The organism is Pleomorphochaeta sp. DL1XJH-081 (genome assembly GCF_049310885.1).
Taxonomy (GTDB): domain Bacteria; phylum Spirochaetota; class Spirochaetia; order Sphaerochaetales; family Sphaerochaetaceae; genus CAYZJV01.
In genome coordinates this window covers 169,567-194,776 of the sequence record NZ_JBMDYO010000003.1, presented here as the reverse complement: position 1 = coordinate 194,776, position 25,210 = coordinate 169,567, and the positions used below count along the sequence as shown (strand labels likewise).

The 25,210-nt window shown below is 47.5% G+C and carries 19 protein-coding genes and 1 tRNA gene; 10 read left to right on the top strand and 10 right to left on the bottom strand.

All coding sequences use genetic code 11. The annotated features are described in order from the left end of the window. Positions 1 to 77: 77 nt before the first annotated feature. The 5 genes from ACODJP_RS07460 (at position 78) to xdh (ending at position 7,663) form a co-directional block, all read left to right on the top strand. Positions 78 to 1,103: a BMP family lipoprotein gene (locus ACODJP_RS07460; protein WP_422480088.1), complete on the top strand. Its 1,026-nt coding sequence runs from the start codon at positions 78 to 80 to the stop codon at positions 1,101 to 1,103. A 109-nt stretch (positions 1,104 to 1,212) separates the two neighbouring features. After that, on the top strand, positions 1,213 to 2,751 hold the full coding sequence (locus ACODJP_RS07455) for an ABC transporter ATP-binding protein (protein WP_422480086.1): 1,539 nt from the start codon (positions 1,213 to 1,215) through the stop codon (positions 2,749 to 2,751). Then, positions 2,735 to 3,847: an ABC transporter permease gene (locus ACODJP_RS07450; RefSeq protein WP_422480084.1), complete on the top strand. Its 1,113-nt coding sequence runs from the start codon at positions 2,735 to 2,737 to the stop codon at positions 3,845 to 3,847. The genes ACODJP_RS07455 and ACODJP_RS07450 overlap by 17 nt, the downstream gene beginning before the upstream one ends. Further along, complete coding sequence (locus ACODJP_RS07445) at positions 3,844 to 4,788, top strand: ABC transporter permease (RefSeq protein WP_422480082.1); 945 nt, start codon at positions 3,844 to 3,846, stop codon at positions 4,786 to 4,788. The genes ACODJP_RS07450 and ACODJP_RS07445 overlap by 4 nt, the downstream gene beginning before the upstream one ends. A gap of 313 nt (positions 4,789 to 5,101) precedes the next feature. Next, complete coding sequence (gene xdh, locus ACODJP_RS07440; protein ID WP_422480080.1) at positions 5,102 to 7,663, top strand: selenium-dependent xanthine dehydrogenase; 2,562 nt, start codon at positions 5,102 to 5,104, stop codon at positions 7,661 to 7,663. A 17-nt stretch (positions 7,664 to 7,680) separates the two neighbouring features. On the opposite strand, the gene ACODJP_RS07435 is transcribed toward xdh, so the two are convergent. The 3 genes from ACODJP_RS07435 to ACODJP_RS07425 all read right to left on the bottom strand — a co-directional run bounded on the left by ACODJP_RS07435 (position 7,681) and on the right by ACODJP_RS07425 (position 11,756). Next, positions 7,681 to 8,547 (bottom strand): HRDC domain-containing protein, encoded by an 867-nt coding sequence (locus tag ACODJP_RS07435; RefSeq protein WP_422480078.1) that lies wholly within the window; start codon positions 8,545 to 8,547, stop codon positions 7,681 to 7,683. Positions 8,548 to 9,371: 824 nt separating this feature from the next. Next, positions 9,372 to 10,646: a solute carrier family 23 protein gene (locus ACODJP_RS07430; protein ID WP_422480076.1), complete on the bottom strand. Its 1,275-nt coding sequence runs from the start codon at positions 10,644 to 10,646 to the stop codon at positions 9,372 to 9,374. Between the two features lie 87 nt (positions 10,647 to 10,733). After that, the gene (locus tag ACODJP_RS07425) at positions 10,734 to 11,756 is read right to left on the bottom strand and encodes a hypothetical protein (protein ID WP_422480074.1); all 1,023 of its coding nucleotides are present in this window, start codon (positions 11,754 to 11,756) and stop codon (positions 10,734 to 10,736) included. Positions 11,757 to 11,846: 90 nt separating this feature from the next. Between ACODJP_RS07425 and ACODJP_RS07420 the strand changes: the two genes are divergently transcribed. Both ACODJP_RS07420 and ACODJP_RS07415 read left to right on the top strand, forming a co-directional pair. Further along, positions 11,847 to 12,956 carry a M20/M25/M40 family metallo-hydrolase gene (locus ACODJP_RS07420; protein WP_422480072.1) on the top strand — a complete coding sequence of 370 codons (1,110 nt, stop codon included), beginning with the start codon at positions 11,847 to 11,849 and terminating at the stop codon, positions 12,954 to 12,956. A gap of 14 nt (positions 12,957 to 12,970) precedes the next feature. Then, the gene (locus ACODJP_RS07415) at positions 12,971 to 13,900 is read left to right on the top strand and encodes a ketopantoate reductase family protein (RefSeq protein WP_422480070.1); all 930 of its coding nucleotides are present in this window, start codon (positions 12,971 to 12,973) and stop codon (positions 13,898 to 13,900) included. Positions 13,901 to 14,044: 144 nt separating this feature from the next. Here the strand turns inward: ACODJP_RS07415 and ACODJP_RS07410 are convergent, their stop codons facing one another. Then, positions 14,045 to 15,922 carry a phosphoenolpyruvate carboxykinase (GTP) gene (locus tag ACODJP_RS07410; protein ID WP_422480400.1) on the bottom strand — a complete coding sequence of 626 codons (1,878 nt, stop codon included), beginning with the start codon at positions 15,920 to 15,922 and terminating at the stop codon, positions 14,045 to 14,047. Positions 15,923 to 16,163: 241 nt separating this feature from the next. On the opposite strand from ACODJP_RS07410, the gene ACODJP_RS07405 reads away from it, so the two are divergent. Further along, a complete protein-coding gene (locus ACODJP_RS07405) occupies positions 16,164 to 18,395 on the top strand; it encodes a U32 family peptidase (protein ID WP_422480068.1) in 2,232 nt (743 codons plus the stop codon). On the opposite strand, the gene ACODJP_RS07400 is transcribed toward ACODJP_RS07405, so the two are convergent. Further along, complete coding sequence (locus tag ACODJP_RS07400; protein ID WP_422480066.1) at positions 18,372 to 18,950, bottom strand: hypothetical protein; 579 nt, start codon at positions 18,948 to 18,950, stop codon at positions 18,372 to 18,374. The two genes, ACODJP_RS07405 and ACODJP_RS07400, sit on opposite strands and share 24 nt — an antisense overlap. Before the next feature lie 29 nt (positions 18,951 to 18,979). Continuing rightward, positions 18,980 to 19,996 (bottom strand): aspartate-semialdehyde dehydrogenase, encoded by a 1,017-nt coding sequence (gene asd / locus ACODJP_RS07395; protein WP_422480064.1) that lies wholly within the window; start codon positions 19,994 to 19,996, stop codon positions 18,980 to 18,982. A 218-nt stretch (positions 19,997 to 20,214) separates the two neighbouring features. Between asd and ACODJP_RS07390 the strand changes: the two genes are divergently transcribed. Then, positions 20,215 to 20,288, top strand: a tRNA-Ala gene (locus ACODJP_RS07390). A gap of 199 nt (positions 20,289 to 20,487) precedes the next feature. Here the strand turns inward: ACODJP_RS07390 and ACODJP_RS07385 are convergent. From ACODJP_RS07385 to ACODJP_RS07375, 3 genes are read right to left on the bottom strand one after another with little or no spacing between them, the layout of a single operon-like run. After that, positions 20,488 to 21,678, bottom strand: a complete 1,191-nt coding sequence (locus ACODJP_RS07385) for an MFS transporter (protein ID WP_422480062.1) — start codon at positions 21,676 to 21,678, stop codon at positions 20,488 to 20,490. A gap of 19 nt (positions 21,679 to 21,697) precedes the next feature. Beyond that, a complete protein-coding gene (locus tag ACODJP_RS07380; RefSeq protein ID WP_422480060.1) occupies positions 21,698 to 22,423 on the bottom strand; it encodes an HAD family hydrolase in 726 nt (241 codons plus the stop codon). Between the two features lie 17 nt (positions 22,424 to 22,440). Continuing rightward, positions 22,441 to 23,208 (bottom strand): aspartate/glutamate racemase family protein, encoded by a 768-nt coding sequence (locus tag ACODJP_RS07375; protein ID WP_422480058.1) that lies wholly within the window; start codon positions 23,206 to 23,208, stop codon positions 22,441 to 22,443. 95 nt (positions 23,209 to 23,303) lie between these two features. Here ACODJP_RS07375 and ACODJP_RS07370 point away from each other — a divergent pair, with 95 nt between their 5' ends. Beyond that, positions 23,304 to 23,708 (top strand): PH domain-containing protein, encoded by a 405-nt coding sequence (locus tag ACODJP_RS07370; RefSeq protein ID WP_422480056.1) that lies wholly within the window; start codon positions 23,304 to 23,306, stop codon positions 23,706 to 23,708. Positions 23,709 to 23,763: 55 nt separating this feature from the next. On the opposite strand, the gene ACODJP_RS07365 is transcribed toward ACODJP_RS07370, so the two are convergent. Beyond that, positions 23,764 to 25,059, bottom strand: coding sequence for a dicarboxylate/amino acid:cation symporter (locus ACODJP_RS07365; protein ID WP_422480054.1), 1,296 nt, complete (start codon positions 25,057 to 25,059; stop codon positions 23,764 to 23,766). Positions 25,060 to 25,210 lie beyond the last annotated feature (151 nt).

The window sequence follows — 25,210 nt, the reverse complement described above, 5'->3', positions numbered from 1 at the left end:
TGAAACGGACAAGCTTGTGGACATTTTTACTAGAGAGTGATCCAAGTTTGCATCACACCACACAAGGAGAACTGAACATGAAGAAGTTTCTAATCCTCGTATTGATGATCTCAATGGTAGCCACCATGGCATTTGCCCAAGGAGCCGCCGAAGAAGAGGTTGATAGCGATGTTATCAAAATTGCTCTCATTATTGAGAACACCATCGATGACAAGGGCTGGTGCCAAGCAATGCACGATGGTATCACGCTCGCCATGGAACAGAATCCAGGCCGCATCGAGTATAGCTACAGTGAGAAAATGAAGCCGGTCGATGCCGGTTCCGCAGTTCTGCAGTACGCAGGCCAGGGATACGACATCATTATCGGCCACGGTGCACAGTATAAAAATCTTATTACCGAAATGGCTGCCGAGTATCCGGAAATTTCTTTTGCATTCGGAACCAGTTCTGAGATCGTTGGTGACAATGTATTCTCCTACATGCCCGAGAGTGAGGAAACCGGCTACCTCAATGGCTTAATTGCCGGAATGCTTACCAAATCCAACACCATTGGACTGATTGGTCCTGTTGATGGTGGTGATGCTGCTCGTTACAACCGTGGTTTCGTCCTTGGTGTACAGGAAGTCAATCCTTCCGCCAATGTTATGGTAGCCCATACCGGTAGTTTCTCAGATTTCGTAAAGGCAACCGAAGTAGCCCAATCCCAGATCCGCAGTGGAGCAGACATCCTCACAGGATCTTCACAGCAGGCACTCGGTGGATTGCGCGCTGTAGCCGATTATCCCGATGATGAAATCTGGTGGGTTGGCCAGGACCTTGCTCAGATCGGTATTCCCGAAGGCTATAAAGTCCTCTCCGCATCTTCCTACAACTACGCTGCCGTTATCAATACACTCGTAGACAAGTTGGATGCAGGAATCCTTGGTGGCGAGAACATTCCGATGAACTTCAACAACGATGGATTCATCTTCAAATTTAATGAAGCGACCAAATCGAGGATCACTCCTGAAATCGAAGCAAAGGTAAATGAAGCCCTTTCCGCTTTCAAAGCTCAGGCAGGACATTCTTCTGTCGTGAACTGGAGTAGCGTCAAATACAACTAAGAGCGCTTCAGGACGGTAATGTTATGAACATATTCCTGCATGGCGGTGAGACACATCGACGTGCAGGAATTTTTTGAATGTATCTCAAGGACCGAATTGGAGGCCCTGCATGCAACAGTTGACGAAAGCCATCGACAACTTGAGGATCGAGCACATCACTAAACGATTCCCTGGAGTCTTGGCCTGTGACGATATCTCATTGGAAATCGGAAAGGGTGAAGTTCTTGCTCTTGTCGGTGAGAATGGTGCCGGAAAGACGACCCTCATGAACATCCTAATGGGATTGTATCATCCAGATGAAGGGAAGCTTTTCATCAACAACGAGGAGGTCCATTTCCGATCTCCCAATGATGCTTTTTCCTATGGAATCGGCATGGTACACCAGCAATATATGTTGGTACCGAATATGACGGTCCTGGAAAATATCGCCTTAGGATTCAAGCAAGCGTGGAAACCATGGAAACTTGACTTGCTCATGGTTCGCAAGCGAATAGAGGATGTAGCAACCCAATATGGCCTAGTCGTTGATCCAGATGCCTACATATGGCAACTTTCTGTCGGTGAACAACAGAGAGTAGAATTAGTGAAGACGCTCTGCCTCGGCGCCCGGTTCCTTATTCTCGATGAACCTACCAGCGCTCTGACACCTCAGGAGACCGATGACCTTATCGCACTTTTGAAAAATATGTCTGGAGAACTTTCCATCATCTTCATCAGCCATAAGCTTCAAGAGGTAAAGGATCTCTCTAGTAAGGTAGCTATCCTGCGCCATGGGAAAGTAGTATTCCAAGGCAATACCATAGACCACTCATCAAGCGATATTGCCGCTCTCATGACTGGCCATGAGGTAGTCCTTCCCCACAACGATGCTCCAGCCTGTACCTTGGGGCCTATGCTTCAGATGAGGAACCTTAAGGTCAAGAGTGACCGGGGGTTCTTGGCACTTGACGACCTCTCTCTTTATGTATGTAAAGGAGAGATTGTTGGATTGGCTGGTGTCTCAGGGAATGGACAACGGGAACTCGCTGAAGCCATCAATGGCCTCAGAGGTGTTGAGTCCGGTCAAATTATTTTTGATGGAATAGATATTGCAAACTTCAATCCAGCACAGGTAATCAAAGCGGGCATGGGATATGTCCCGGAAGAGCGAAACACAGAAGGCATAGTACCCTCCTTCTCCATGAAGGAGAACTTCATCCTTAAGGACACCGAATCGGAGACTTACAGCAAAAATTCCTTTTTAAAGAATAAGGTAATTGACCAGATGGCCGAAAAATTACGTCAAGATTTCGATATCCGAAGTCCGAATATTGAAGTGTCAGCAGGATCGCTTTCGGGAGGAAATATCCAAAAGGTTATTCTGGCACGCGAAATCTCCAGAGGCCCAAAATTTCTTGTGGCTGTATATCCTACAAGAGGGCTCGATATGGGTGCGGCTGAATTCATCCACAACCAATTGCTCAAATTGAGAAACGAAGGCGTGGGAATTCTCCTCATATCAGAAGAACTGGAAGAGATCACTAACCTCTCTGATCAGGTGGCAGTAATTTTCAAAGGGAAGATCCAAAAGGTTATTCCCAGTAGCGAAGCCAGTCGACGCAGACTAGGCATTCTCATGGCAGGAGTCAAAGATGACGAAGAGATTTAAAACAGGGTACAGGATTGGGGTCATCATCCTAGCCGTCATCACAGCCATGCTCTTGGGAGCAGTTATCCTTTGGGCAATCGGCGCGGATGTGTTTAAGACCTACTTGGTCATTCTGACCGAACCATTGAAAAATAAAATCGGTGTTACCGAGGTATTGTTGCGCATGGTACCGCTTACCATCATAGCCCTCGGAATCACTGTCGCCTACAGAAGTGGTATCATCAATATTGGAGCAGAAGGCCAGATGGCAATAGGTATTCTAACCACTACAGCCCTTGCCTTGGCTTTTCCAAACCTACCGAGTGGAGTTCTCATACCATTTGCCATACTTGCCGGCGCGATCGGAGGAGCTGCATGGGGTTTTATTCCTGGTTTCCTGAAAGCGAAATTAGAGGTAAGTGAACTACTATCCACGGTGATGTTGAACTATATAGCAGCCCAGCTCTATACATTCTTCCTCAGGGGTCCCATGCTCGACCCTGCGGAGCTTACCATGGGAAGTGGAACGCCACAATCAATGAGACTTACCAGAAACTTGGATCTGACCAGATTTATCAAAGGCACGAGAATACACAGTGGACTGTTCATCGCCCTGGCTTTGGCTGTGATCATCTTCTTCCTCCTTTGGAAAACCTCCTATGGTTATAAGATGCGGGCAGCTGGAGCCTCAGAACGTGCGGCAAGATATGGTGGGATTAACGTACCAAAGTATCTCATTATTGCAATGATGATCTCAGGAGCTTTCGCCGGTATCGCCGGATCGATCGAGATTGCAGGTGTTCATCGAAGGGCTATTGAAGGTGTTACATCAGGTTATGGCTTCAGTGGTATCGTTGTTGCCTTATTCGGAGGACTACACCCGGCTGGTATCGTACCCGCAGCATTCTTCTTTGGACTACTCATTTATGGTGCGGATATGACCCAGCGGTTGGTCGGTGTTCCGGCGAACATGGTCCAGGTTCTCCAAGGTATAATCATACTTGTCATCGTCGCTACTAAGATGATCTTGGCTAATCCGTACCTCATGCAACGAGTAGAGACAAAATGGAACTCGGTTTTCGGTAAGTCAGACTCCACCAAGGAGGTACAGGTATGAACTTTGTTGTAAATATCCTTTCACTAGGAATCCCCTTCTCCGTTGCCCTCCTCATTGCCTCCTTGGGAGAAATGTTCAATCAGCGCTCAGGTATCTTCAACCTTGGGTGTGAAGGAATGATGGCGATGGGCGCATTCTTGGGAATGTTAGTTCCCTATACCATAGGGCAAGGAGCGTATGTCCCGGGTATATATAATTACTTAGGATTACTTCTAGCTACCGGAGTCGGTGCATTATTGGGGCTCTTCTTCGGTCTTGTGGTAGTTACCTTCAGAGCTCCTCAAGGAATTGCGGGAATCGGTATGCAGATGTTCGGTGTTGGAACCGCGGGAACACTCTTCAGACACTTCATCGGAGGAACCCAGAGTATTCCGGGTATCAGTACTGCTCCTATCCCAGGGCTCTCCCAGATCCCTATACTAGGTCCGCTCTTTTTTAACCATAATCCTATGGTGTATGTAGCCTTTTTCCTAGTACCCCTCGGTTGGTATGTTCTGTTCAAGACGCCCTGGGGCTTGCGGGTACGAGCAGTCGGAACCCATCCTAGGGCAGCTGACTCAATAGGCATACAGGTGAACAAGGTCCGTTTCCAGGCTCTAGCCGTAGGCGGAGCGTTAGCTGGACTTGCAGGGGCCTATCTGAGCCTTTGCCAAGCGAAGATGTTCAGTGACGAAATCATAGCTGGACGTGGCTTCATAGCCGTCGCTTTGGTCTATTTCGGACACTGGCATCCAGTGAAGATCATGGGAGGAGCCCTCCTGTTCACCTTGGCGCAAGCTTTGCAGCTGGCGATTCAGGGCTTAGGTATCGACTTCCCCTACGAATTCTTGGTCATGCTACCATATCTTCTGGTTATTATCGTTTTGGCATTCTCGCGAAAATCAAAACTCACTGGACCGACAGCACTCGGCAAACCCTTCAACCGGGAAATGCGTACGTAAATTACATAACATTACTTTTTGGACCTCCTGTCATTATTTGGCAGGAGGTTTTGCACGCTCTTGCAACACTTTTTACCGAAAAACATTGACAAAACCAAATGCTCAGATAGAATTGAAGACGATGATAGTATCACAGTCAGTTGCATCGAAACTGCGCGAGCAGATAACCGAAAGCAAGACTCTGTAACACGCAGGGATGCAGGTACTAAGCGGCTAATCATTGACACAACACTATCGCGAATAAAGGAAATGGCCACATGGTTCAATTTCCAGTTCTTGCTAGTGGTATATCATGCTAATGAGGGGGCCCTTCGTGTATACATTCTTTGTGAATGGAAATCGTATCCAGACTGAAATCAATAAGAAACTCTTGCCTTTTATCCGAGAGAATCTTGGCCTGAAGGGTACCAAAGATGGTTGTAGCGAGGGTGCTTGTGGAACCTGCACCGTCATCATAGATGGAAAGGCAATGAAATCCTGCCTCCCTACCACTGAGAAAATGGATGGCAGATCAGTTACTACCATTGAGGGTCTCTCTGAAAGGGAACAGGCCGTCTACAGCCATTGCTTCGCAGAGGCAGGAGCAGTCCAGTGTGGATTCTGTACACCTGGCATGATCATGTCTGCGAAAGCCCTCTTAGATGTGAATGACAATCCGACAAAAAATGAGGTAAAGAAGGCTATTCGGGGAAATGTCTGCCGATGTACCGGATATGTCAAGATCGAAGAAGCAATCCTCATGGCTGCGAAGTTTTTCCGAGAGAATCTTGAAATCCCGAATACCGAACATGACGCCCATCTGTCCCGCAGGTTCAGAAGAGTCGACGCCGTGGACAAAGCCCTTGGAAAAGGTGTCTATGTGGATGATCTAGTCATTGAAGGGACAATCCATGCAAAAGCCCTTCGTAGTGCCTATCCGCGCGCCAGAGTAAAAAGTATTGATATTTCAGCCGCTCTCGCCCATCCCGATGCGATTTCCGTTCTCCTTGCCTCGGATGTACCGGAGAACAAGATCGGTCATATCGAACATGATTGGGATGTACTCATTCCGGTAGGTGGCACTACCCGCTATATCGGGGACGCATTAGCACTCGTTGCATCAAAGCGACAGGAATCATTGGAAGAGATCCTCAAACTGATACACGTAGATTATGAGATTCTTGAACCGGTTACCACTACCAAGCAGGCTATGGATCCCGATGCTCCAAAATTACATAAAAAGGGAAACGTACTTACTATAGAGAGATTGAAGAGAGGTGATGCTGATGCAGCTATCGCCAAATCGAAGTACGTTGTCACAAAAACATACCATACCCCATTTACCGAACATGCTTTTATGGAACCGGAATGTGCAATTGCCTTACCCGAAGATGATGGGCTGCTCGTCTACACCGCAAGCCAGTCTATCTTCGATGAACAACGGGAAATCGCCCGAATGCTCAAACTTCCGAAGGAGAAGATCCACTGCCAAACAAAATTGGTGGGAGGAGGATTCGGAGGCAAGGAGGATATGAGTGTACAACACCATGCGGCTTTGATGGCATGGCATATCCAACGTCCGGTCAAAGTCAAGCTCTCTCGCCAAGAAAGCATAAACATCCATCCTAAGAGACATGCTATGGAAATGGAATTTACCACCGCATGTGATGAGAATGGTCGTTTGACTGGCATGAAAGCACTGCTAATTTCCGATACTGGTGCGTATGCATCATTGGGAGGTCCTGTCTTGCAACGCGCATGCACCCATGCGGCTGGCCCTTATAATTACCAGGATGTCGATATTGTGGGAAAAGCAGTATATACGAATAATGTTCCTGGTGGTGCTTTTAGGGGATTCGGTGTTACTCAAAGTTGTTTTGCCATGGAAAACAATCTAAATCTGTTAGCTGATATGGTAGGTATCTCACCGTGGGAAATCCGCTTTAGGAATGCAATTCGACCAGGAGAGGTTCTTCCTAACGGACAAATCGCCGATCCGAATACAGCATTGGACAAATGCCTTCTGGCGGTAAAGTCGATATTCGAAGCCAATGGGAGGACAGGAATTGCCTGTGCCTTCAAGAACAGTGGATTTGGAGTAGGAGTTCCCGATGTGGGAAGATGCACACTCTCTGTTGAAGATGGAACTATCCATATCAGAACCTCAGCTGCTTGCATGGGTCAGGGATTGGCGACTGTAGCCACACAGATCGTATGTGAGACTATAGGCATTGCACCAGAGAAGACCTTCTGCGAACCGGCAGATACCAGACGTACTCCCGATGCAGGAACAAGTACCGCCTCTCGGCAGACAGTCATAACCGGAGAAGCCATTCGTCGTGTCGCGAATAAGCTTAAGGAGGCTCTAGAGAAGACTGGATCCTTATCAGATCTGGAAGGACAAGAATTTTACGATGAATTCACTGCAATCACGGACCCCTTGGGATCCGATAAACCAAACCCGAAGAGTCATATTGCATACAGCTATTCTACACAGGTAGTTCAATTGGACGAACAGGGAAAAGTTGAAAAAGTCACAGCTGCTGTTGATGTAGGAACAGTGGTGAATCCTACTGCAGTAGAGGGTCAAGTTGAGGGTGGAGTCGTCATGGGTTTAGGGTATGCGCTCACCGAGGACTATCCCATTGAGGGAGGCTATCCAAAAGTAAAATACGGCACACTAGGTCTATTCCGTGCAACCGAAGCTCCTGATATCGAAACCATCACGGTAAAGAATGATGAAGTATCCAGAGAAGCCTACGGAGCAAAGGGAATTGGAGAGTTAAGCACCATCGCTACTGCACCAGCAGTACAAAATGCCTATTTCCGATTCGATGGTGAATTTAGGACAACCCTCCCTTTGCCAAAGACAGCCTATAGGAAGGAAAAGGTCTAATACTCTAGGACTAAGCGCTATTGTACGCTACCGATTTCATCGATCGCACCTTCACGGGCAACCATGAGCAAAGCGATCAGGTCATCCTCAATCTGCCGATTCTTATGGGAAACGACACTACGGAACGCAGAGCCATCTTGGGGTACCTGTTTTGCCATAGCTACTAAAACATGCTTATCAAGTACTTGGAATGCTGGTTTGTTCAATTTGCGTGCCAGCATATCACGGGCTTCGAAGAACCATTTCACATAGATCTTCTGCTCCTTAGAAAGATATCGATATCCGTTCAGTTTTTCCCAGCCGTACTTGTCAGGTCCCCTAGGGAGAGAAACAGTTTTCATCATCTCCTCGGCTTTTCCGAGAAGTCCAGCATTCTTCAACTCCTTTTCCAGAACCGATCGAATCGCAAACAGATGCTCCACATCGCTTAGAGCATATTCTATCAATTTCGTCTGCAAGGGTCTTCTTAGCCAGTTGGCGGTCTGGTTCCCCTTCTTTCCCGTAACTGGCGGAGTATTGAGGCACCTTGATACCAGACTACTAAGGTTACCATTGAAGTCGAGCAATTTTGCCGAAACCCTCACATCATAAACCGGCTTGAGCGTGATTCCATACTGTTTGCGAACTAATGCAGCATCGCTGCTGCAATCGAACATGACCTTTTCCAGCGATTCATCCTCTAAAAGTCGTCTCAACATCTTTTCAGACACGATAAAAGGGTCTACCAGAAAATAGTCCAAGCCATCGAATATCTGTACGAGACAGAGATGTTCCCCATAGATATGGAGATTGAATTCTCCCTCGAAATCCATCGCTATAGAACCTATCCCCTTTTCGTGCCACCGATCCAATTGGGCGGCCAGTAGGGAGTCTGAATCCAACATGGTATAATTGTACATCCCCTATCCTATCATGTATCTGCATCCACGTTAAACTGCCATTGTACAATGTTCGGAGGGATTTCCAAACGAAGTGAGGGCAGCGGGGCCATAACATGGCCACATTGCCGAGCGAGTGTAGGAAACGAAAGACATCTTGCATTTCCAAACGGAGTGAGCGTAGCGGAGCCACGAAGTGGATCACATTCCCAAACGGAGTGAGCGTAGCGGAGCCACGAAGTGGATCCATTACCGAACGAGTGCCGGGAACGAAAGCTTGCTTGCATTACCGAACGAGTGCAGGAAACAAAAGCTTGCTTGTATTACCGAACGAGTGCAGGAAACAAAAGCTTGCTTGTATTACCGAACGAGTGCAGGAAACAAAAGCTTGCTTGTATTACCGAACGAGTGCAGGAAACAAAAGCTTGCTTGTATTACCGAACGAGTGCAGGAAACAAAAGCTTGCTTGTATTACCGAACGAGTGCAGGAAACAAAAGCTTGCTTGTATTACCGAACGAGTGCAGGAAACAAAAGCTTGCTTGTATTACCGAACGAGTGCAGGAAACAAAAGCTTGCTTGTATTACCGAACGAGTGCAGGAAACAAAAGCTTGCTTGCATTACCGAACGAGTGCCGGGAACGAAAGCTTGCTTGCATTGCCGAGCGAGTGTAGGGAACGAAAGCCTGCTTGCATTTACAAACGAATGCCGGGAACGAAAGCTTGCTTGCATACCTTTCATTCCCGACTGAGTTATTATATAACTGGCCTCCCAGTTACCCGGAAGGCCAGTGGATGGAGACTTTTTCCATCATTAACGGTATGGCTGCCGCTACGGCAAAGTCTTTGGAATCACCAGATTGAGAAGAATTCCCAACAGTGTCGCCAAAGCTACGCCTCCCATTTGGAATTCGAGACCACTACCAAGGGGGAAAGCAACCAAGCCACCCCCGATTCCAACGACCAGTATGACCGATGAGATAGTAAGATTTCTCTTATCTTTGTAATCAACACCGCTTTCAACCAGATTTCGCAGACCGCTTGATGCAATGATACCAAAGAGAAGCATGGAGATTCCTCCGATTACTGGAGTAGGAATAGTCTGTATCAAAGCTCCGAACTTTGGGAAGAAAGAGAGGAACGTGGCAACCACAGCTGCTCCTCCGATTACCCATACGCTGTATACCCGGGTTATTGCCATAACCCCGATATTCTCTCCATATGTGGTATTGGGGGGGCCTCCCCAGAAGGCTGCCCATGCAGTCGCGACTCCATCGCCGGCCAGCGTACGATGCAAGCCAGGATTGGTAGTAAAATCTTTTCCTACTACATTGCCCAATGTTATGGTATCACCAAGGTGTTCTGCCATAGTCGCCAGTGAAACCACAACGAACGTGACTATCGCGACAATATTGAATTTGGGAACTTGGAATTGGGGAGTCCCAAACCAGTTTGCTGCGGCAACTCCACTGAAATCGACCAACGCATAGGCTGGAAAAATCGAACCCATCACCAAGGTGAACACATATCCGCTGACCAAACCAATTAGGATGGGGATAATACTAAAAAATCCTTTGAGAAAGATATTCGCTATAACAGTTACGGCAAGGGTTACCACTGCGATCGAAAGAAAGACCAGACTATAGTTTCCTGAACCGTCATTCATCGCCATCCCCATAGCTGTCGGGGCTAAGTTGAGACCTATAACGATAATTACCGAACCGATTACTACGGGTGGCAAAGCTCGCTTTATCCAACCTAAACCAGCTGCACGGATGATAGCTGAAACAATACCGTAGAAAATTCCTGCAGCTACAGCACCACCCATAGCATAGGGAACTCCATATGATGCCGATATACCGATAAGAGCAGGTATGAAGGCAAAAGAGGAGCCTAAGAAGGCTGGTACTTTCGCACCAGTTATGAGGATATAGATGAGCGTTCCTGTTCCTGCGGTGAACAGGGCTGAGGTAACACTCAAACCGGTAAGAATGGGTACCAGGACAGTCGCTCCGAACATGGCAAAGACATGTTGGATGCTCAGAGGTATCCATCTGGTCAAAGGGGGTTTGTCGGCTGGCATGTAGATGCCGTCTCTCTCATTCATAGGCAAGATTCTCCTTTTATCGATTGGACGCAGATTTCTCGGCAAGTTTACAAGGACTCGCCAATCATGCCAAGAGGGAAACGTATTTTATGTGTCATATCTACTGTAATCGGGGGTATGTAGATCGCTGGAAAGCAAATAAATAACAAAATATTCCTCTAAGGATCTCTTGGGTCCCCTGGAGCCTCTGATAATTCTCTCCTTAGCTTTCTCCTGGCGATCCATATAGCTGTTATAGAGGGCAAGAGCTGCATTTGCCTCCACTGCTGGGCTCTCGTGCTTACCCAGCATAAGCCAAGCAGTATTACGATCGATGACGGAAATACTCTCCCTTTCCATCCTATCTCGTAAAATAGCCAGCTCTTCATAACTGAGATCGAAGATGAACTCTTCCAAGGCATCCACCACACCCTCTGAGTTAGCCGAATTTGCCATGAAATCGAGCCATACCGGCGGTAACATCACATTCAACCTCATGACTTCCATGGTTCCCAATAGAGTTCCCAGTACCGGAACTATGGCATGACGGACATGCCACAATTCCCTGATAGCCAAGGCAAAGGTCTCCAAGTAACCGCTGGTCCGCATATCCCACATGGTAATGAGTTCATGGGCTGCATCATGTACCCAAGTTTCATTGCTATCTTCCTTCGAGACTAGTGATGTATAGAGATCTTCCGCCATGATTGTGAAAAGTAGATCGTTGTACTCTTTCTCAATCTCCTCACGAGATTCGGAGAGACTTTCCAACGTACGGGAGAGTTTGCTCAGAAGACCGAACACATGCAATTTCATTACCGTAAAACCATGTCCGAGAACAGCTTTTGTAGGAAGATTCACAATATGCTCAAGCCCACGATCACTCAATTTACGTACAAGAGTCTCTACAGAACGACTGTCTTGCTCATGCAGAAGATCCGTTTTCGGAGAAGGAGCCCTATCTACGATTTCGGCAAGTTTTTTTAAATCTAAGACCTGGGTTTCGACAATCGAAGCAAAGGAGGACCCTTCTCCTCTTAAAAGCTGTATACACCTGTCCAAGACTCGCTCTTCTTCATCCGTAAAAGTAACCATATGGGGCAAACCTCCGATTTCTCGTATCACTACCATACGAGACTACAGACCAATAGTCCAGAGACTTGGAATGACCGGTCCGGGTGTGGTATGCTCGGATTCAAACTACGTATGAGGAGTCTACAAATGTCCCATAACCTGGCCAAGAAAACCGCCCAAACCATGTTGGAACTCATCGCTATCAATTCCCCTTCGGGTCATGAGACAGATACAAGGGAAGATCTCCTCGAACGATTGTCATTCCTAGGAATTCCTATGAAAACCGACCAGTCAGGAAACATCTATGGTACGGTACCGGCAACAAGTGGATTTGAGCGTACTCCTGCTATACTGTTGAATTGTCATATGGATACAGTTCCCAATGCAGTCAATGTTGCGGCCAAGATAGTCGACGACCGTATCGTGACTGACGGGACCTCGGCACTTGGAGCAGATGACAAGGCAGGAATAGCCGCAATACTCGTATCCCTGCAGGAGATAAAGGAAAAAGAGCTTCCCCACGGCCCCATAGTCCTCCTCTTCACAGTTGCTGAGGAGGTAGGACTCGAAGGAGCGAAGGCTTTCAATATGGAGCTCCTTGGACCCATTGGGATCGGATATACACTCGATGCAAGCGGTCCCATTGGGACAGTCGTCACCAGAGCTCCAAGTAAAAGTGATGCTACCATTGTCTTCCATGGAAAATCGGCGCATGCCGGATTCGTTCCAGAAGCAGGAATCAGCGCAATTTCACTGGCAGCTAGGGCTATCGATACTATGAAACTGTTGCGAGTAGATGAGGAGACGACCGCCAATATTGGAACCATCCATGGAGGAGAGGTCACCAATATTGTGTGTGACCGATGTGAAGTCACCTTGGAGGTTCGTTCTACCACAAGCGAAAGGGTCAAGCAACATATGGCCCATCTTGAACTGTGTTGCATCAAAGCATTGGCAGCATTCGGGGGATCGTATGAGTTCGATTCAGTGGAACTCTATCCTGGCTATATTGTCGACTCCGAGGCGCAAGAGCTGAAGGTATTCGAGCAGGCCTGCGCAAAGGCAGGAGTTCCCTATAATCCTGTTCATACCGGTGGTGGAAGCGATGCGAATATCATGCGAAACCAAGGTTTACCAGTCCTGACCTTGGGGATTGGCTATAGTGGAGCCCACACTTCTGGTGAATCAATCCCTCTAGCAGCATTGGAAAAATTGACAACATTGGTCATCACCCTCTGTAGTGGCCAGCAAGCTTAGAAGGAAACATCTCTATGATAAAAAAGGTATCGGTTATCGGTATTGGAGCCGTAGGGGCAATCTACGCTTGGCGACTATCAGATTATCTTGGGTATGAGAATGTTCGGGTTATTGTCGGAGATGATCGCCTAAAACGCTACACCAGCTCAAAAATATCACTGAATGGCACGAATATAGACTACCAATTCGTCTCGCCTGGCATGCAGGTCGAACCAGCTGACCTTCTTATCATTGCGACAAAAAACCATCATCTTCCCCAAGCGATAGAGGACTGCGCGTCTCACGTAGGACCGAAAACGACGATCATATCATTGCTCAATGGTATCGATAGTGAACGCATGCTTGCCCAGCGTTTTGGAGAAGAAAAGGTTCTTTATGCATTCACCACTGCCCTTGATTCCACAAGAGAAGGAACACGGATTGATTTTTCTACAGAAGGGATCATCTACTTTGGGGAGAAGAACAATAAGGATAGTGAACGACTACAAGAGATGGCAAGCCTATTTACGCAAGCCAAGATTGCTTTCCAAATCCCAGAAAACATTGAGCGGGAACTGTGGGCTAAGTTTATGGTGAATGTCAGCATAAACACACTCAGCGCTATCACAAGGGCTACGTATGGAGATTGTGCATCGATTCCCGCAATCAAAGCCATGATTATTGATACCCAACGTGAAGTCATTGCCCTGGCAAAGGCTAAGGGAGTGGTGGGATTGGATGAATCGTATATCGAAAAATATCAGAAGATATTCGCATCCCTCGAATACTATGGAAAAACCTCCATGTTGCAAGATATCGAGGCTGGCCGAACCACCGAAAATGACTTCTTTTGTGTACGAGCTTCAGAGCTTGGACGAGAATTGGGAGTTCCCACCCCTCTCATCGATGCCTTGGGACGCTTAGCGGCAGGAAGCGAAGCAGTCCAGGCCAAGCGAAACTACTAGCTACCATAACCAGAACAAACAAAAACCGCCTGAAGTATCAAGTACCCCAGACGGCCATCTATATGTAACTGCACGGAGCATGCTCCGGCAGGGAAGGGGCGGAAACCGATCATTGATCGGAAATCCGCACTTCTTCCGAATTCATTAGCAGCAACTACCGCAAGATGCAGAAGCATCAACTGCTTTCAGGTTATTCTCCATGATATCGAGCATATCGGCGAGTTCCTTTGGTAGCTTGTCACCAAACTTAGGATAGTGGTTCTCACGGATATCCGCAACCTCTTTCAACCAACCATCACGATCGAGGCAGAGCAATTCGGCCATATCGTCTTCGCTGACACCTTCAGGACGGTCAATGGCATCTGCTGTCGGCATGATTCCGATTGCTGTATCCTGGGTCTTCGCTGTACCGGCACAAGCCTCGAATACCCACTTGAGTACTCTGCTGTTCTCACCGAAACCAGGCCACAACCACTTTCCATCGTCGGTCTTGCGGAACCAGTTGACGTAGAAGATCTTGGGCATCTTGGACTGATCGTGTGTCTTACCAAGGTTGATCCAGTGCTCGAAGTATTCTCCCATGTGGTAACCACAGAAAGGCAACATTGCGAACGGATCACGGCGGATGGTTCCAGCCTTAAGGTCGAGTGCAGCAGCAGTAATCTCTGAACCAACAATCGAACCGAGGAAGACTCCATGGTTCCAATCCCGTGCCTGGTGTACGAGAGGAACGGTGTGGGGACGACGGCCACCAAAGAGAATCGCATCAATGGGGACACCTTTGGGATCTTCCCACTCTGGAGCAATACTCGGACACTGGCTTGCAGGAGCGGTGAACCGGGCATTGGGGTGAGAGGCTGGAGCCTGTTCCTTATTCCCTTTGTCCTGGACCCATTCATTGCCCTTCCAATCGGTAAGCTTACTCGGGGCATCGTAACCAATACCTTCCCACCAGACATCGTTATCTTCAGTAAGTGCACAGTTCGTAAAGATGGAGTTCTTCTCCAATGAGTACATCGCGTTAGGATTGGAATCGAGAGATGTTCCAGGAGCAACTCCGAAGAAACCAGCTTCTGGATTGATTGCATACAAGCGGCCATCAGCTCCAAATTTCATCCAAGCGATATCGTCTCCAATTGTCTCGACCTTCCAACCGGGGATGGTCGGTACCAGCATGGCGAGGTTGGTCTTTCCACAAGCACTGGGGAATGCGGCTGCGACATACTTCGCCTCACCTTCAGGATTGGTGATCTTGAGAATAAGCATATGCTCAGCAAGCCAACCTTCGTCTTTGGCCAATACCGAAGCTATGCGCAAAGCAAGACACTTCTTACCAAGCAATGCATTTCCACCGTATCCAGATCCATAGGACCAGATCTCACGGGATTCTGGGAAGTGGGAGATGTATTTCTGCTCAATGGGAGCGCAAGGCCACTTGCCTTCATCAGACTCACCATCTGCCAACGGCTTACCAACACTATGGAGACATTGTACATACTCGCCATCGGAGCCAAGGACATCGAGGACCTTTTCTCCCACGCGGGTCATGATCATCATATTGGTTACAACATATGCACTATCGGTAAGTTCTACACCAATCTTGGCGATATTTGAACCAACAGGGCCCATGGAGAATGGGATCACATACAGTGTCCTTCCCTTCATGCATCCATCATAAAGACCTGTCATGGTCTTCTTCAATTCTGTCGGATCAATCCAGTTATTCGTAGGACCGGCAGCCTCTTTTGATGCTGCAGCGATATAGGTCCTGTTTTCAACCCGGGCTACGTCCGAGGGGTCGGAGAAGAATGCGATGCTTCCCGGTTTCTTTTCGGGATTCAGCGGCGTGGCGAGTCCACTGGCAACCATCTCATCAACCAACTGCTGGTACTGGGCATCGCTTCCATCAGCGATTACAATTGCTTCCGGCTTGGTGAGTGCGGCGACTTCGTCGATCCACTTCTTCAATCCTGCATGTTTCAGATCTTGTAATTTCATCCATTTCTCCTTTCTAGAGTACACGGCATGCGGTCCGCGTCTTTTGATATTCAAGGAAAGACATTATAGAAACTTATTCGTTTTGGCAATCCATCCATACCCCCATCCGTAAAAATTTCCAAAAAAAGAGAACAATTATATCACTAATTAATGTAATCCACACCATCATACTGCACCATTGCCATCTTCCCCTTGTTCTTTTATGCTTTGCGTGGGGACAAACATATGGAAACCTTACGGATGCTTGGATCCCAGTAGAGGTACTATGACAGAACTAACCCTTCCCGCTGGTAGCCTACAGTCAGCCCTCCATGCCTTTGATGGGGGTGCCGATGCGGTATACTTGGGACTTTCAGACTATTCGGCAAGAAAGCATGCCACCAACTTCACCTGGGAAGAGTTGGCAAAAGTAAAAACCGAAGCAACTAGACTTGGCAAACGTATCTATATCACCTTGAACACACTGTTGGACGATCGCGAAATCGATACGACTGTGCAAATGTTGAGAAGACTCGAGCTCATACAGCCAGATGGTATCATTGTCCAAGATCTCGGCCTTTCCAGACTAATTAGGACACAATTTTCTTCCTTGGAACTTCACTGCAGCACCCAACTGGCGGTACATACCGTCTCGGGTGTCCGGACCCTCCAGCAAATGGGCTTCAAACGAATCGTTCTCTCCCGGGAACTGACCTTCAAGGAGATCGAATACATCAGAACCTCGTGTCCCGATGTAGAGTTAAAGACATTCATCCATGGAGCCATGTGCTATGGATTCTCTGGCTTGTGTATGGCATCCCATAATCTTACCGGTCGGAGTGCGAATCGCGGAGAATGTGCGCAGATATGCCGCACCTGGTTCTCACATCCTAAAGGAGACGGCTACTTTTTCTCCATGACTGACCTTGCAGCAAAGGAGGAGGTCGTTCGCCTTAGGGATATCGGCATCGACTCCTTGAAGGTGGAAGGGCGTATGAAAGGTCCGGCCTATGTTCGATTCGCCGCAGAGTACTACCGTATGATTCTAGATGGGAATACAGACCCCGTTTCACTCGAACAAGCACATGAACGGCTAGAAGCACAATTTTCCCGCTATGCAGGAGCTGGGTGGACCTTTGGCTATGGTAAGGAGATTCCCGAAGAAAACCGACACACCCCATCCTTGGTTACTTCGACTTACCCAGAACATGTAGGCACACAGATTGCCACAGTCACTGCGGGTCGTTCTCCTGGAAGCCCTACGAGGATCGAGCTTCGACTGGAACGTGATATCGCTATCCGCGATGGTCTCCTTTGGCTTTCGGCAAACAATACAGGTATTACCAAGCCAGTACGCTTCGCATTACAAGCGATCAATGCTTACGACGGGAAGAAAATGTTTTCCGCTGAAGCTCCAACTACGGTGACCATTGATGTCCCCGATACAGTATCCGCATCAGTTGGTGATCCCATCTATCGAATTTCAAGGCATGATCTGCATGTCCAAACTCTTCAAGAATCCTCGATCTCCCCTTTTAGGTTACCGATCGATATTGAAATTACCCTGTATACAGATTCTCTACAGATTCATACCTTCGGCCTTCCCGCTTGGTTCGACCAGAAGATAGCATATTCCTATCCTCTCGATGTACAGGAGGCTAAAAGACCACAAGATGTGATCGCCAACCTCAAAAAGATTTTCAGTTCTCCGAATGAAGGATTGGTAACATTGGGAAACCTCACACTAGACAACCAGACAACCTTTTCAGAAGAACGAGTTTTCCTTCCACTCTCCAGTCTCAAAGATATCCGAAGGGATTGGTACGATCGTTTCAATACCATCCTACTCAGCATAATCGAACAAAAGCGAGATGAGAGATCCTCACAGGTGCCTGTTCATACCGAAATTCTCCCCCCTAGGAAAAAATTGGTATCACCTTTCGATCCGATGATTCCATGGGTAGATGTACAAAAGGCTAACAGACTGTTAGATACGGGAAAGCCGATAGAAGAGATCCTTCCTATTGCCGAAAGTATTGCCTACATTTCACTACCACCGGTTACCTTCAATGAAGAGACCTTATATGTAGCTCTTGATAAGTTGGTTGCCCGATTACCTATTACCGTCCGGGTTGGATTGAATAATGTCGGTCACATCCAATGGGCAAGACGAAATAGCCACATAGAAACATTTGCCGACATCTACCTCTATATGACCAATCGTCTCGCTGTAGAGGTCTTCCTCGAGTCTGTTCCCAAACCGATAGGATTATACCGTTGGGTTGAAAGGAGTACACAAGACACATCTCTGTGGCCTGCCAGATCGACCCCTGTAGGGACTGATTTCCACCCTCCTCTATTCATCAGTAGAGCTTGTTACCGCTATGATGCATTAAAACTGCCATGTGAGGGTTGTCCCCGTAATGGCAGTTGGAAAATCGAACAGAGTGGTAAGAATTATCGTGTCGATGTCAGAAACTGTCTAACAGTGGTATCAGAAGAGCCAGAAGAGGAGTGAGGTTCCTATACGACCTTCATCCCAATCAGGACCGATCTCTAATACATCGTTGTTGTCCAAGGTATACCCTTTCGATGGCACCTGATAGGTGAATCCAAAGGAAATTCGACCTATCTTAAGATCGCCATGGGCACGATAGTGAATTAATCCGCCATTGATAACCTCGCCAAGATCGTTGGTGTATTGTTCGTTTCCATTGGCTCCGATCTGCAACCAACCGATTTCACCACCCGAATTATCGATACCGAAAGCAGGACCGGCACCCACACCCAAGTGCAGAAGATCGAACAGGCTTAGGGACGTTCCAACGGTTACCAAACCCTCCATCCGATCACTTTCAATCATCTGCCCGTTAATTCCTGCCTCCAGGAAAAGGACACCAAGACGTATTTCGCCTCCCATCTTCCAATCCTCCCATGAACCCATCTCAACCGTATCGTCAACGATAGGGTTTGTATTGAGGGCGTGGGCACCGAATCCGAAGGATATCAATCCAGCCGATACTACAGAAATCGAGAAGCTCAGAATCATCACTGTTACCAGAATTCGTTTCATGGGAATAATCTCCTATCAATTCTCCCAGTCTAGCGTAATCCGTACATTTTGACAAATGCTTCGGCGTTCTGGATTGAACCACCCGCAGAGCCTTTGACCAGATTGTTCACGAGGAGCATGAATCCGATCTTGTTTCCCCGTTTTTTCATCCGCCCAGTATAGACCTCCATACCATTGGGAGTTCCCCAGAAGGCATACTTGGGTTGTGGAAATGTATTGGCGGCATCGTAGAGCACTGGTCTGGCCGGTGTTGAGGGAAGGTCGGGAACTTCTCTAAACTCATCCCAGGTTTTAATCACATCATCGATCGAGACATCCTGTTCGAGAGTAAGCCATACAGCCTCGAGGTGCCCGAACATCACGGGAACACGGACTGAATAGGCATCGACAATCGGATCGAATGAGAGAATCTTTTTGATCTCCTTCTCAATCTTCTCCTCTTCTCCACCGATATAAGGGATGCAGTTGTCGGTAATATCGAATGAAGAAAGGCCTGGATACCCGGCTCCACTTACCGATTGGTAGGTACAGACTGAGAGTTCTTTTATACCGAACTTCCTCAATGGTGCGACTGCCATGGCCAAACCTGTGGTGACACAGTTCGCATTGGTAACTACAAAACCTTTTTCGGGGTATCCTTGCTGCTCAATCAGGCGTAAGGTATCGAGATTGGTCTCGGGTATGAGAATGGGGACATTGTTATGGTATCGCATTGCAGATGCATTTGAGAATATAAAGAAACCCATATCACGCAGTAGGGGTTCGGCCTCTGCGGCGACATTCGCGGGAAGGGCGGAAAATACAATCTTCACTCCCTCTTTCTTCATCGCATCGGCATTAAATTCCAAGATTGTACGTGAACGTATCGCGTGTGGCATCTCAAAAGGCAAAAGCCAATGAACGCTCTCTCCATACGTTTGGTTAACCCGTGCTGCTGATGCGGTAATATACGTAAGTTCAAACCAGGGATGATCCGCGAGCATCCACATGAACACCTGACCTACTGCCCCGGTGGCACCGATGACAGCGACTTTGATTTTTTCCATGCTCTCCTCCAAAAGGCACCTGCGAAGGTGTGTTGGGTTTTACTTTTTTGGAAATGTACCGTCTCAAGGGATGTTATGCAAGAGGTTTTTGTTATTAATTTTACATTTTGTTACTTTAATAACTTATTGTTAAAACATTTTGCCTCTCTCTCCCGGGTATCTTTTCGATTTGAATCTTGACTAAAGTCTTTTCCATCTGTATGCTAGGCAAAGCATTTGGGGGTGTAGCTCAGTTGGCTAGAGCGTTTGAATGGCATTCAAAAGGTCAGGGGTTCAATTCCCCTTACCTCCAATCGGGAGTCGTTGCTTGTCAGCGGCTCCTTTCTTTTTTGAAAACATTGCCTATGGGAGAGGTCTCTCCCTACGTCGCTATCGGCTTATCGCTGCCTCCATTCTTGCTCCCATACTGTCTGCAAGTCGGCAACGGCCGATGCACGACTACCCTCTCAATTCTTCCCTCCTTATTACATGTCAGCATCCCCCAATCCTTGTCATCGTTTGGTAGCATCAACATGAATTGGGTCTATCTTGCTTAAGCGTTTTGTGCTTATAGACATGATTACTACATAGAAACCAAGGAACGCTGGGAGGAATACAAGCGAAAATCGTTCTGCGAAAAAACCGAAAAGCGGTGGTAAAAGTAAAGTCCCTATGTAAGCCGCAGCCATTTGCAATCCAATAAGATCTTGAGCATGTTCCATTCCGAAATGGTCAGGTGTGGCATGTTGCATGCTCGGGAAGATAGGAGCACAACCGAGACCTACCAGAACAAAACCTACCAAAGTAGCTGCAAGTGGAAAAGGAAGGATGATCATCGCAATACCGATAAGGATGGTGAACTCACCTATGAGTATGAGCCTATGATTCGAAAGTCGATATGTCGCAAAACCATTGATAAACCTTCCCGCTGTAATACTTGCATAAAACACCGACACCCATGTAGCGCTCTCCACTGCACTTAAGGCCTCTACATTGAACAGGTATGAGCCTCCCCACAACCCCATGGTCGCTTCGACTCCTGTATACATGAAAAAGGTAAGCATGGCTGACCAAACACCTCTGATACGGAGCAGGGATCTGATCGAAGGGTGGGCATGAATCAAATCCCTATCATTGGACTTCGATTTGTGGCCGTGTACCTTCGCCCAAAGAGGCAAGGCTATCACTAAGATCACCAGCAAAATCGATTGGAAATAGGCGATTGTCCTATATCCTTGCCGCCATGGCATTCCTTTTGAGAGAAAGTTAGCCAAGACAAGAGGTCCAAGTAATGCCCCCAACCCCCAGAAACTATGCAACCAACTCATATGTCGGCTTTGATAGTGCGCTGCCACATACGAGTTTAAACCCGCGTCTACCGAACCTGCACCTAAACCAAGTGGAATCGCGGCCAATATCAACCAAAAGAAGGAGGGAGAACTTGCATAACCAAAGAGGGCTAATGCAGTCATACCAACACTGACTGCGGTAGTAAGGCCGGTCCCGAATCTACGGAGGATACGACCTGAGAAAAGGCTGGAAGTGATGGTTCCCCCGGCAATAACCATCTGGAGAATTCCAGCGAATCCTATGGGGACCCCAAGATCACTCTGCATGACCGGCCAACCAGCTCCCAACAACGCATCTGGCAGGCCAAGGCTTATGAACGCTACATAGATGAGCACGAGTAACAGTGTGGCCATCCACCCCCTCCCTGTGTAACTATCGAGGCTCCAGTGTTTTACAATATTCATAAAAATCAGCAAGAGATCCTTGCATGAACGCTGAAGTATCGCCTTGTGAACGGTTAATCAGATGATCTGTCACCAAAAACACCTGCATTCCCAACTGCTGGGCAACAAGATCTTCGGATACATCGTTGCCGACCATAAGACACTCTTGAGGGCTCACCTGCATATGGTTGAGAATCTCCCCGTAATATCCAAGATTCGGCTTGGCAAAGGAAAAATCCTCATAGGTGGTGATCAATTCGAACCAATCGGGCTCCATGCCAGCCCACGAGATACGTTCCAACGTCCCAGGACGTGGGAATACCGGAGTAGTTGCGAGAACCGTACGATACCCCTTGCTCCTCACTTCAGAGACAATATTCCGTGAGATTGGAGTTGCCTTTGACACCACCTTAAGTTGAGTGAATTCTTCTGAATAAAACTTAGTAAAATCGGCTATGCGATGGTCTACATCCATTCCAAGTGCTTCGGAGAAAACTTGCCAAAACCGCTTTTCATTTGACATTGAACCATCATTCGAGAGCATCGCTAAGAAACCAGTGTTCAGAGCCTGGACTGAGCGCTCGACAGGAAGCTCGAGTTCCCTGCATTTTTGAGCAAAGACAACGAGATAAGCCTCCATGAATTTTTTTTGATCCATGGGTAAGAGCGTACCATCGAGATCGAAAAGTATTGTGGTGATCGGGCTATCTGACATACTCGGCATGATACCCTTTACGAACAAAACGAGTCAACATTGCGCAATTTTTCAGGGGCAATGGCTGATATGGCTGCTCTTGCCAGAACAAGTGTAGGATCGACCAAAGGACACCGGACCATCCCCTCCTGCAGTGCCAATGGCAACTCTGTACAACCGAGAATTATCACATCGACTCCCCGCTCTACCAACCTATCACTCTCCTTCTGGAGAACATCAATCGCTTTGTTACTCACCGGCGATACTGCTTTTATCCCATACTCCGTATCATAAATAGCCTGGTGGACCCGCTCTTTCCCCTCGTCATCAGGTTCCACAAGTTCTAAAGATGGATACTGGTCGAGATATTGCCTATACACGCCTACAGCATGGGTTCCCTTGGTGGCCAGGAGACCGATTTTCCCACCTTGTGGATAGCATCGGGAAATTTGGTTACAAGTCTCTTCTACCATATTCAGCAACTTGAGATTCGCAATTGTACTTTGTACACGTTTGGCAAGTTCATCATAGATTGCCGGTGCATGAGCAGTGTTGCAGGGAATGGCGATCACCGTAGCCCCAATGATTGCCAGCTTTTCCAGACTCTCAAACAATCCTTGGACTGGATTCTCTCCTCCCTCAAGAAGATAAGCCGTCCTATCCCCAATTCTTGCCGGAAGATTGGTCAGATAGAGATCCAGGTGTTCCTGGTCAGTCTTTGCTACAGTATTGTCGAAAATCTTCCTTATGATATCCACCCCTGCATAGGGGCCAACCCCACCAATGATACCGATTGCGCCTTCCATGCCATCCTCCGATAATCCGATACTATCGTACAGTGAAATACTGGACAAGAGTGTCCCGCATGGTATGATGGGGTATCCGGATGAAGGAGTAAACATTGGCAGGCAATAGACAGAATATGAAGGAAATCAGACAACGGATGCAAGAACTCTATGTCTATGACCTGTATGGCTTCAGAACCGAGATCAAACCCCTATCACAATTGCTTTATCCCTACGAGACCATCAATTGCTTCGCAACCGGGATCCACCAAGGGAAAAGAAAAATGCTTGTGGTGACCTACTATAGAGTACTCATCATATCCACCTCGCTAGGAGCACCTGCCGATATTGTGGAAATGAAACGTGAGACGATAGAACATGCCACCTATGAAAAACGTTTTTTCCTCAGCACGCTCTCTTTTGAGGCGGAGGGAAACTCCTACCACTTTTCAATGGTCTCGAGGAGGGTCCTCGAGCTTTTTGTCTGGGCGATCAACCAACCACCCCCGATCCGTAATTAAAAAGAGCCAAGACCCGACTCGGGGACCTGGCTCCTCAGTTTCTAGAAATCTTAGACTATGCCCATTGCTCTTTATCGAGTTGACCCATACCCTTTGCAACAACCGTGGTACAAGTAAGGTCTCCCGTTACATTGAGAGCGGTCCTTCCCATATCGAGGATTGCATCGATTCCAAGAATCATAGCATACGCACCGGCAACGGCAGTTCCTGCTTCAACCGGCAATCCGACAGCCTCAAGGACCATAAGCAACATGATCGCTCCTGCACCCGGGACTCCAGCGGTTCCGATGGATGCGAGGGTTGCTGTTACGATGATGATTCCCATCTGGCCAAGGGTGAAGCTATGTCCAGTAACAGTTAGACTGATGAAAATCGCACAGACACCCTGGTAAATAGCTGTTCCATCCATATTGATAGTCGCACCAAGCGGCAATGAGAAGGATGAAATATCTTTAGGAATTCCAAGATTGGCGGAAGCCTTGATAGTAACCGGCAAGGTACCACCTGAGCTACGGGTTACAAATGCCGTAATGAATGGATCCTTCGCATCCTTGAAGAAGCGCCGTATGCTCAACTTGTTTAATTTGAGCAAACCACCATAGACCAACACGATATGGATAATATAGCCAGAGAAACAGGCTAGGGTGACGATAGCCAATGATCCGGCTACATTCGCTCCCTGTTTTGCGAAAACCTCGGCTACCAAAGCCAGGACTCCAATAGGTGCATACTGCATGATCGCTGTCACCATGCGCATCATAACTTCGGCTGTACCGTCGAAAACCATGTAGATGGCCTCTCCTGCCTTCTGAAGCCGATCATCCTTACTGATACGAAGATAGGATACTCCAATACCAAAGATAATAGCAAAGAAGATGACCTGGAGTACCGTTTCATTCACTACAGCCTGGGCAACACTCGTTGGAACGATATTGATCAGGGTTTGAGAAAGAGGAATATCGGCAGCAGCCTTACCAGCAGCTTCGGATGCCAATGTAGCCATCTCTGCACTTGGCTGGAAAATTGTTCCCATCATCAATCCTACGAATACGGCGAAAGCCGATGTCAACAAGTAGAATAAGATAACCCGGATTCCCACCTTACCCAAAGTGGCAGGACTGATCGAAGATGCTCCAACAACCAGTGTAGATAGGATGATTGGCATCATAATCATTTTCAACAATCGTACGAACAAAGCTCCGAATGGAGCAACCCACAAAATCTTCTGACCAAAAATAATCCCCAACAATGCACCAAGCACCAACCCGATAAGAATCCTATATAACAGGTTGAAATTGAAATACCAACCTAGAATCCCCTTTTTCACGGGCGCCTTTTGTTGATCTCCCATAATACTCTCCTTTTTTGGTATTTGGCCGTACTTTCGGACCCAGCGATCCTGACGGTCACATCATCTATTAGTTAGAGTACACCAGCGTATCCGATTTTGAAACAAAAATTTATCCAAACGTGTCATATAAAACAGAATTGTGCCCTCTCAC

What these genes read in the sequence shown, in the direction of transcription:
- ACODJP_RS07415 (WP_422480070.1), top strand. Translation starts at nt 12,971, where the DNA reads ATGATAAAAAAGGTATCGGTTATCGGTATTGGAGCCGTAGGGGCAATC.
- ACODJP_RS07365 (WP_422480054.1), bottom strand. Translation starts at nt 25,059, where the DNA reads ATGGGAGATCAACAAAAGGCGCCCGTGAAAAAGGGGATTCTAGGTTGG.
- ACODJP_RS07435 (WP_422480078.1), bottom strand. Translation starts at nt 8,547, where the DNA reads ATGTTGGATTCAGACTCCCTACTGGCCGCCCAATTGGATCGGTGGCAC.
- ACODJP_RS07385 (WP_422480062.1), bottom strand. Translation starts at nt 21,678, where the DNA reads ATGGCCACACTGTTACTCGTGCTCATCTATGTAGCGTTCATAAGCCTT.
- ACODJP_RS07405 (WP_422480068.1), top strand. Translation starts at nt 16,164, where the DNA reads ATGACAGAACTAACCCTTCCCGCTGGTAGCCTACAGTCAGCCCTCCAT.
- ACODJP_RS07445 (WP_422480082.1), top strand. Translation starts at nt 3,844, where the DNA reads ATGAACTTTGTTGTAAATATCCTTTCACTAGGAATCCCCTTCTCCGTT.
- ACODJP_RS07430 (WP_422480076.1), bottom strand. Translation starts at nt 10,646, where the DNA reads ATGAATGAGAGAGACGGCATCTACATGCCAGCCGACAAACCCCCTTTG.
- ACODJP_RS07420 (WP_422480072.1), top strand. Translation starts at nt 11,847, where the DNA reads ATGTCCCATAACCTGGCCAAGAAAACCGCCCAAACCATGTTGGAACTC.
- ACODJP_RS07460 (WP_422480088.1), top strand. Translation starts at nt 78, where the DNA reads ATGAAGAAGTTTCTAATCCTCGTATTGATGATCTCAATGGTAGCCACC.
- ACODJP_RS07400 (WP_422480066.1), bottom strand. Translation starts at nt 18,950, where the DNA reads ATGAAACGAATTCTGGTAACAGTGATGATTCTGAGCTTCTCGATTTCT.
- ACODJP_RS07375 (WP_422480058.1), bottom strand. Translation starts at nt 23,208, where the DNA reads ATGGAAGGCGCAATCGGTATCATTGGTGGGGTTGGCCCCTATGCAGGG.
- ACODJP_RS07455 (WP_422480086.1), top strand. Translation starts at nt 1,213, where the DNA reads ATGCAACAGTTGACGAAAGCCATCGACAACTTGAGGATCGAGCACATC.
- ACODJP_RS07380 (WP_422480060.1), bottom strand. Translation starts at nt 22,423, where the DNA reads ATGTCAGATAGCCCGATCACCACAATACTTTTCGATCTCGATGGTACG.
- ACODJP_RS07450 (WP_422480084.1), top strand. Translation starts at nt 2,735, where the DNA reads ATGACGAAGAGATTTAAAACAGGGTACAGGATTGGGGTCATCATCCTA.
- ACODJP_RS07425 (WP_422480074.1), bottom strand. Translation starts at nt 11,756, where the DNA reads ATGGTAGTGATACGAGAAATCGGAGGTTTGCCCCATATGGTTACTTTT.
- asd (WP_422480064.1), bottom strand. Translation starts at nt 19,996, where the DNA reads ATGGAAAAAATCAAAGTCGCTGTCATCGGTGCCACCGGGGCAGTAGGT.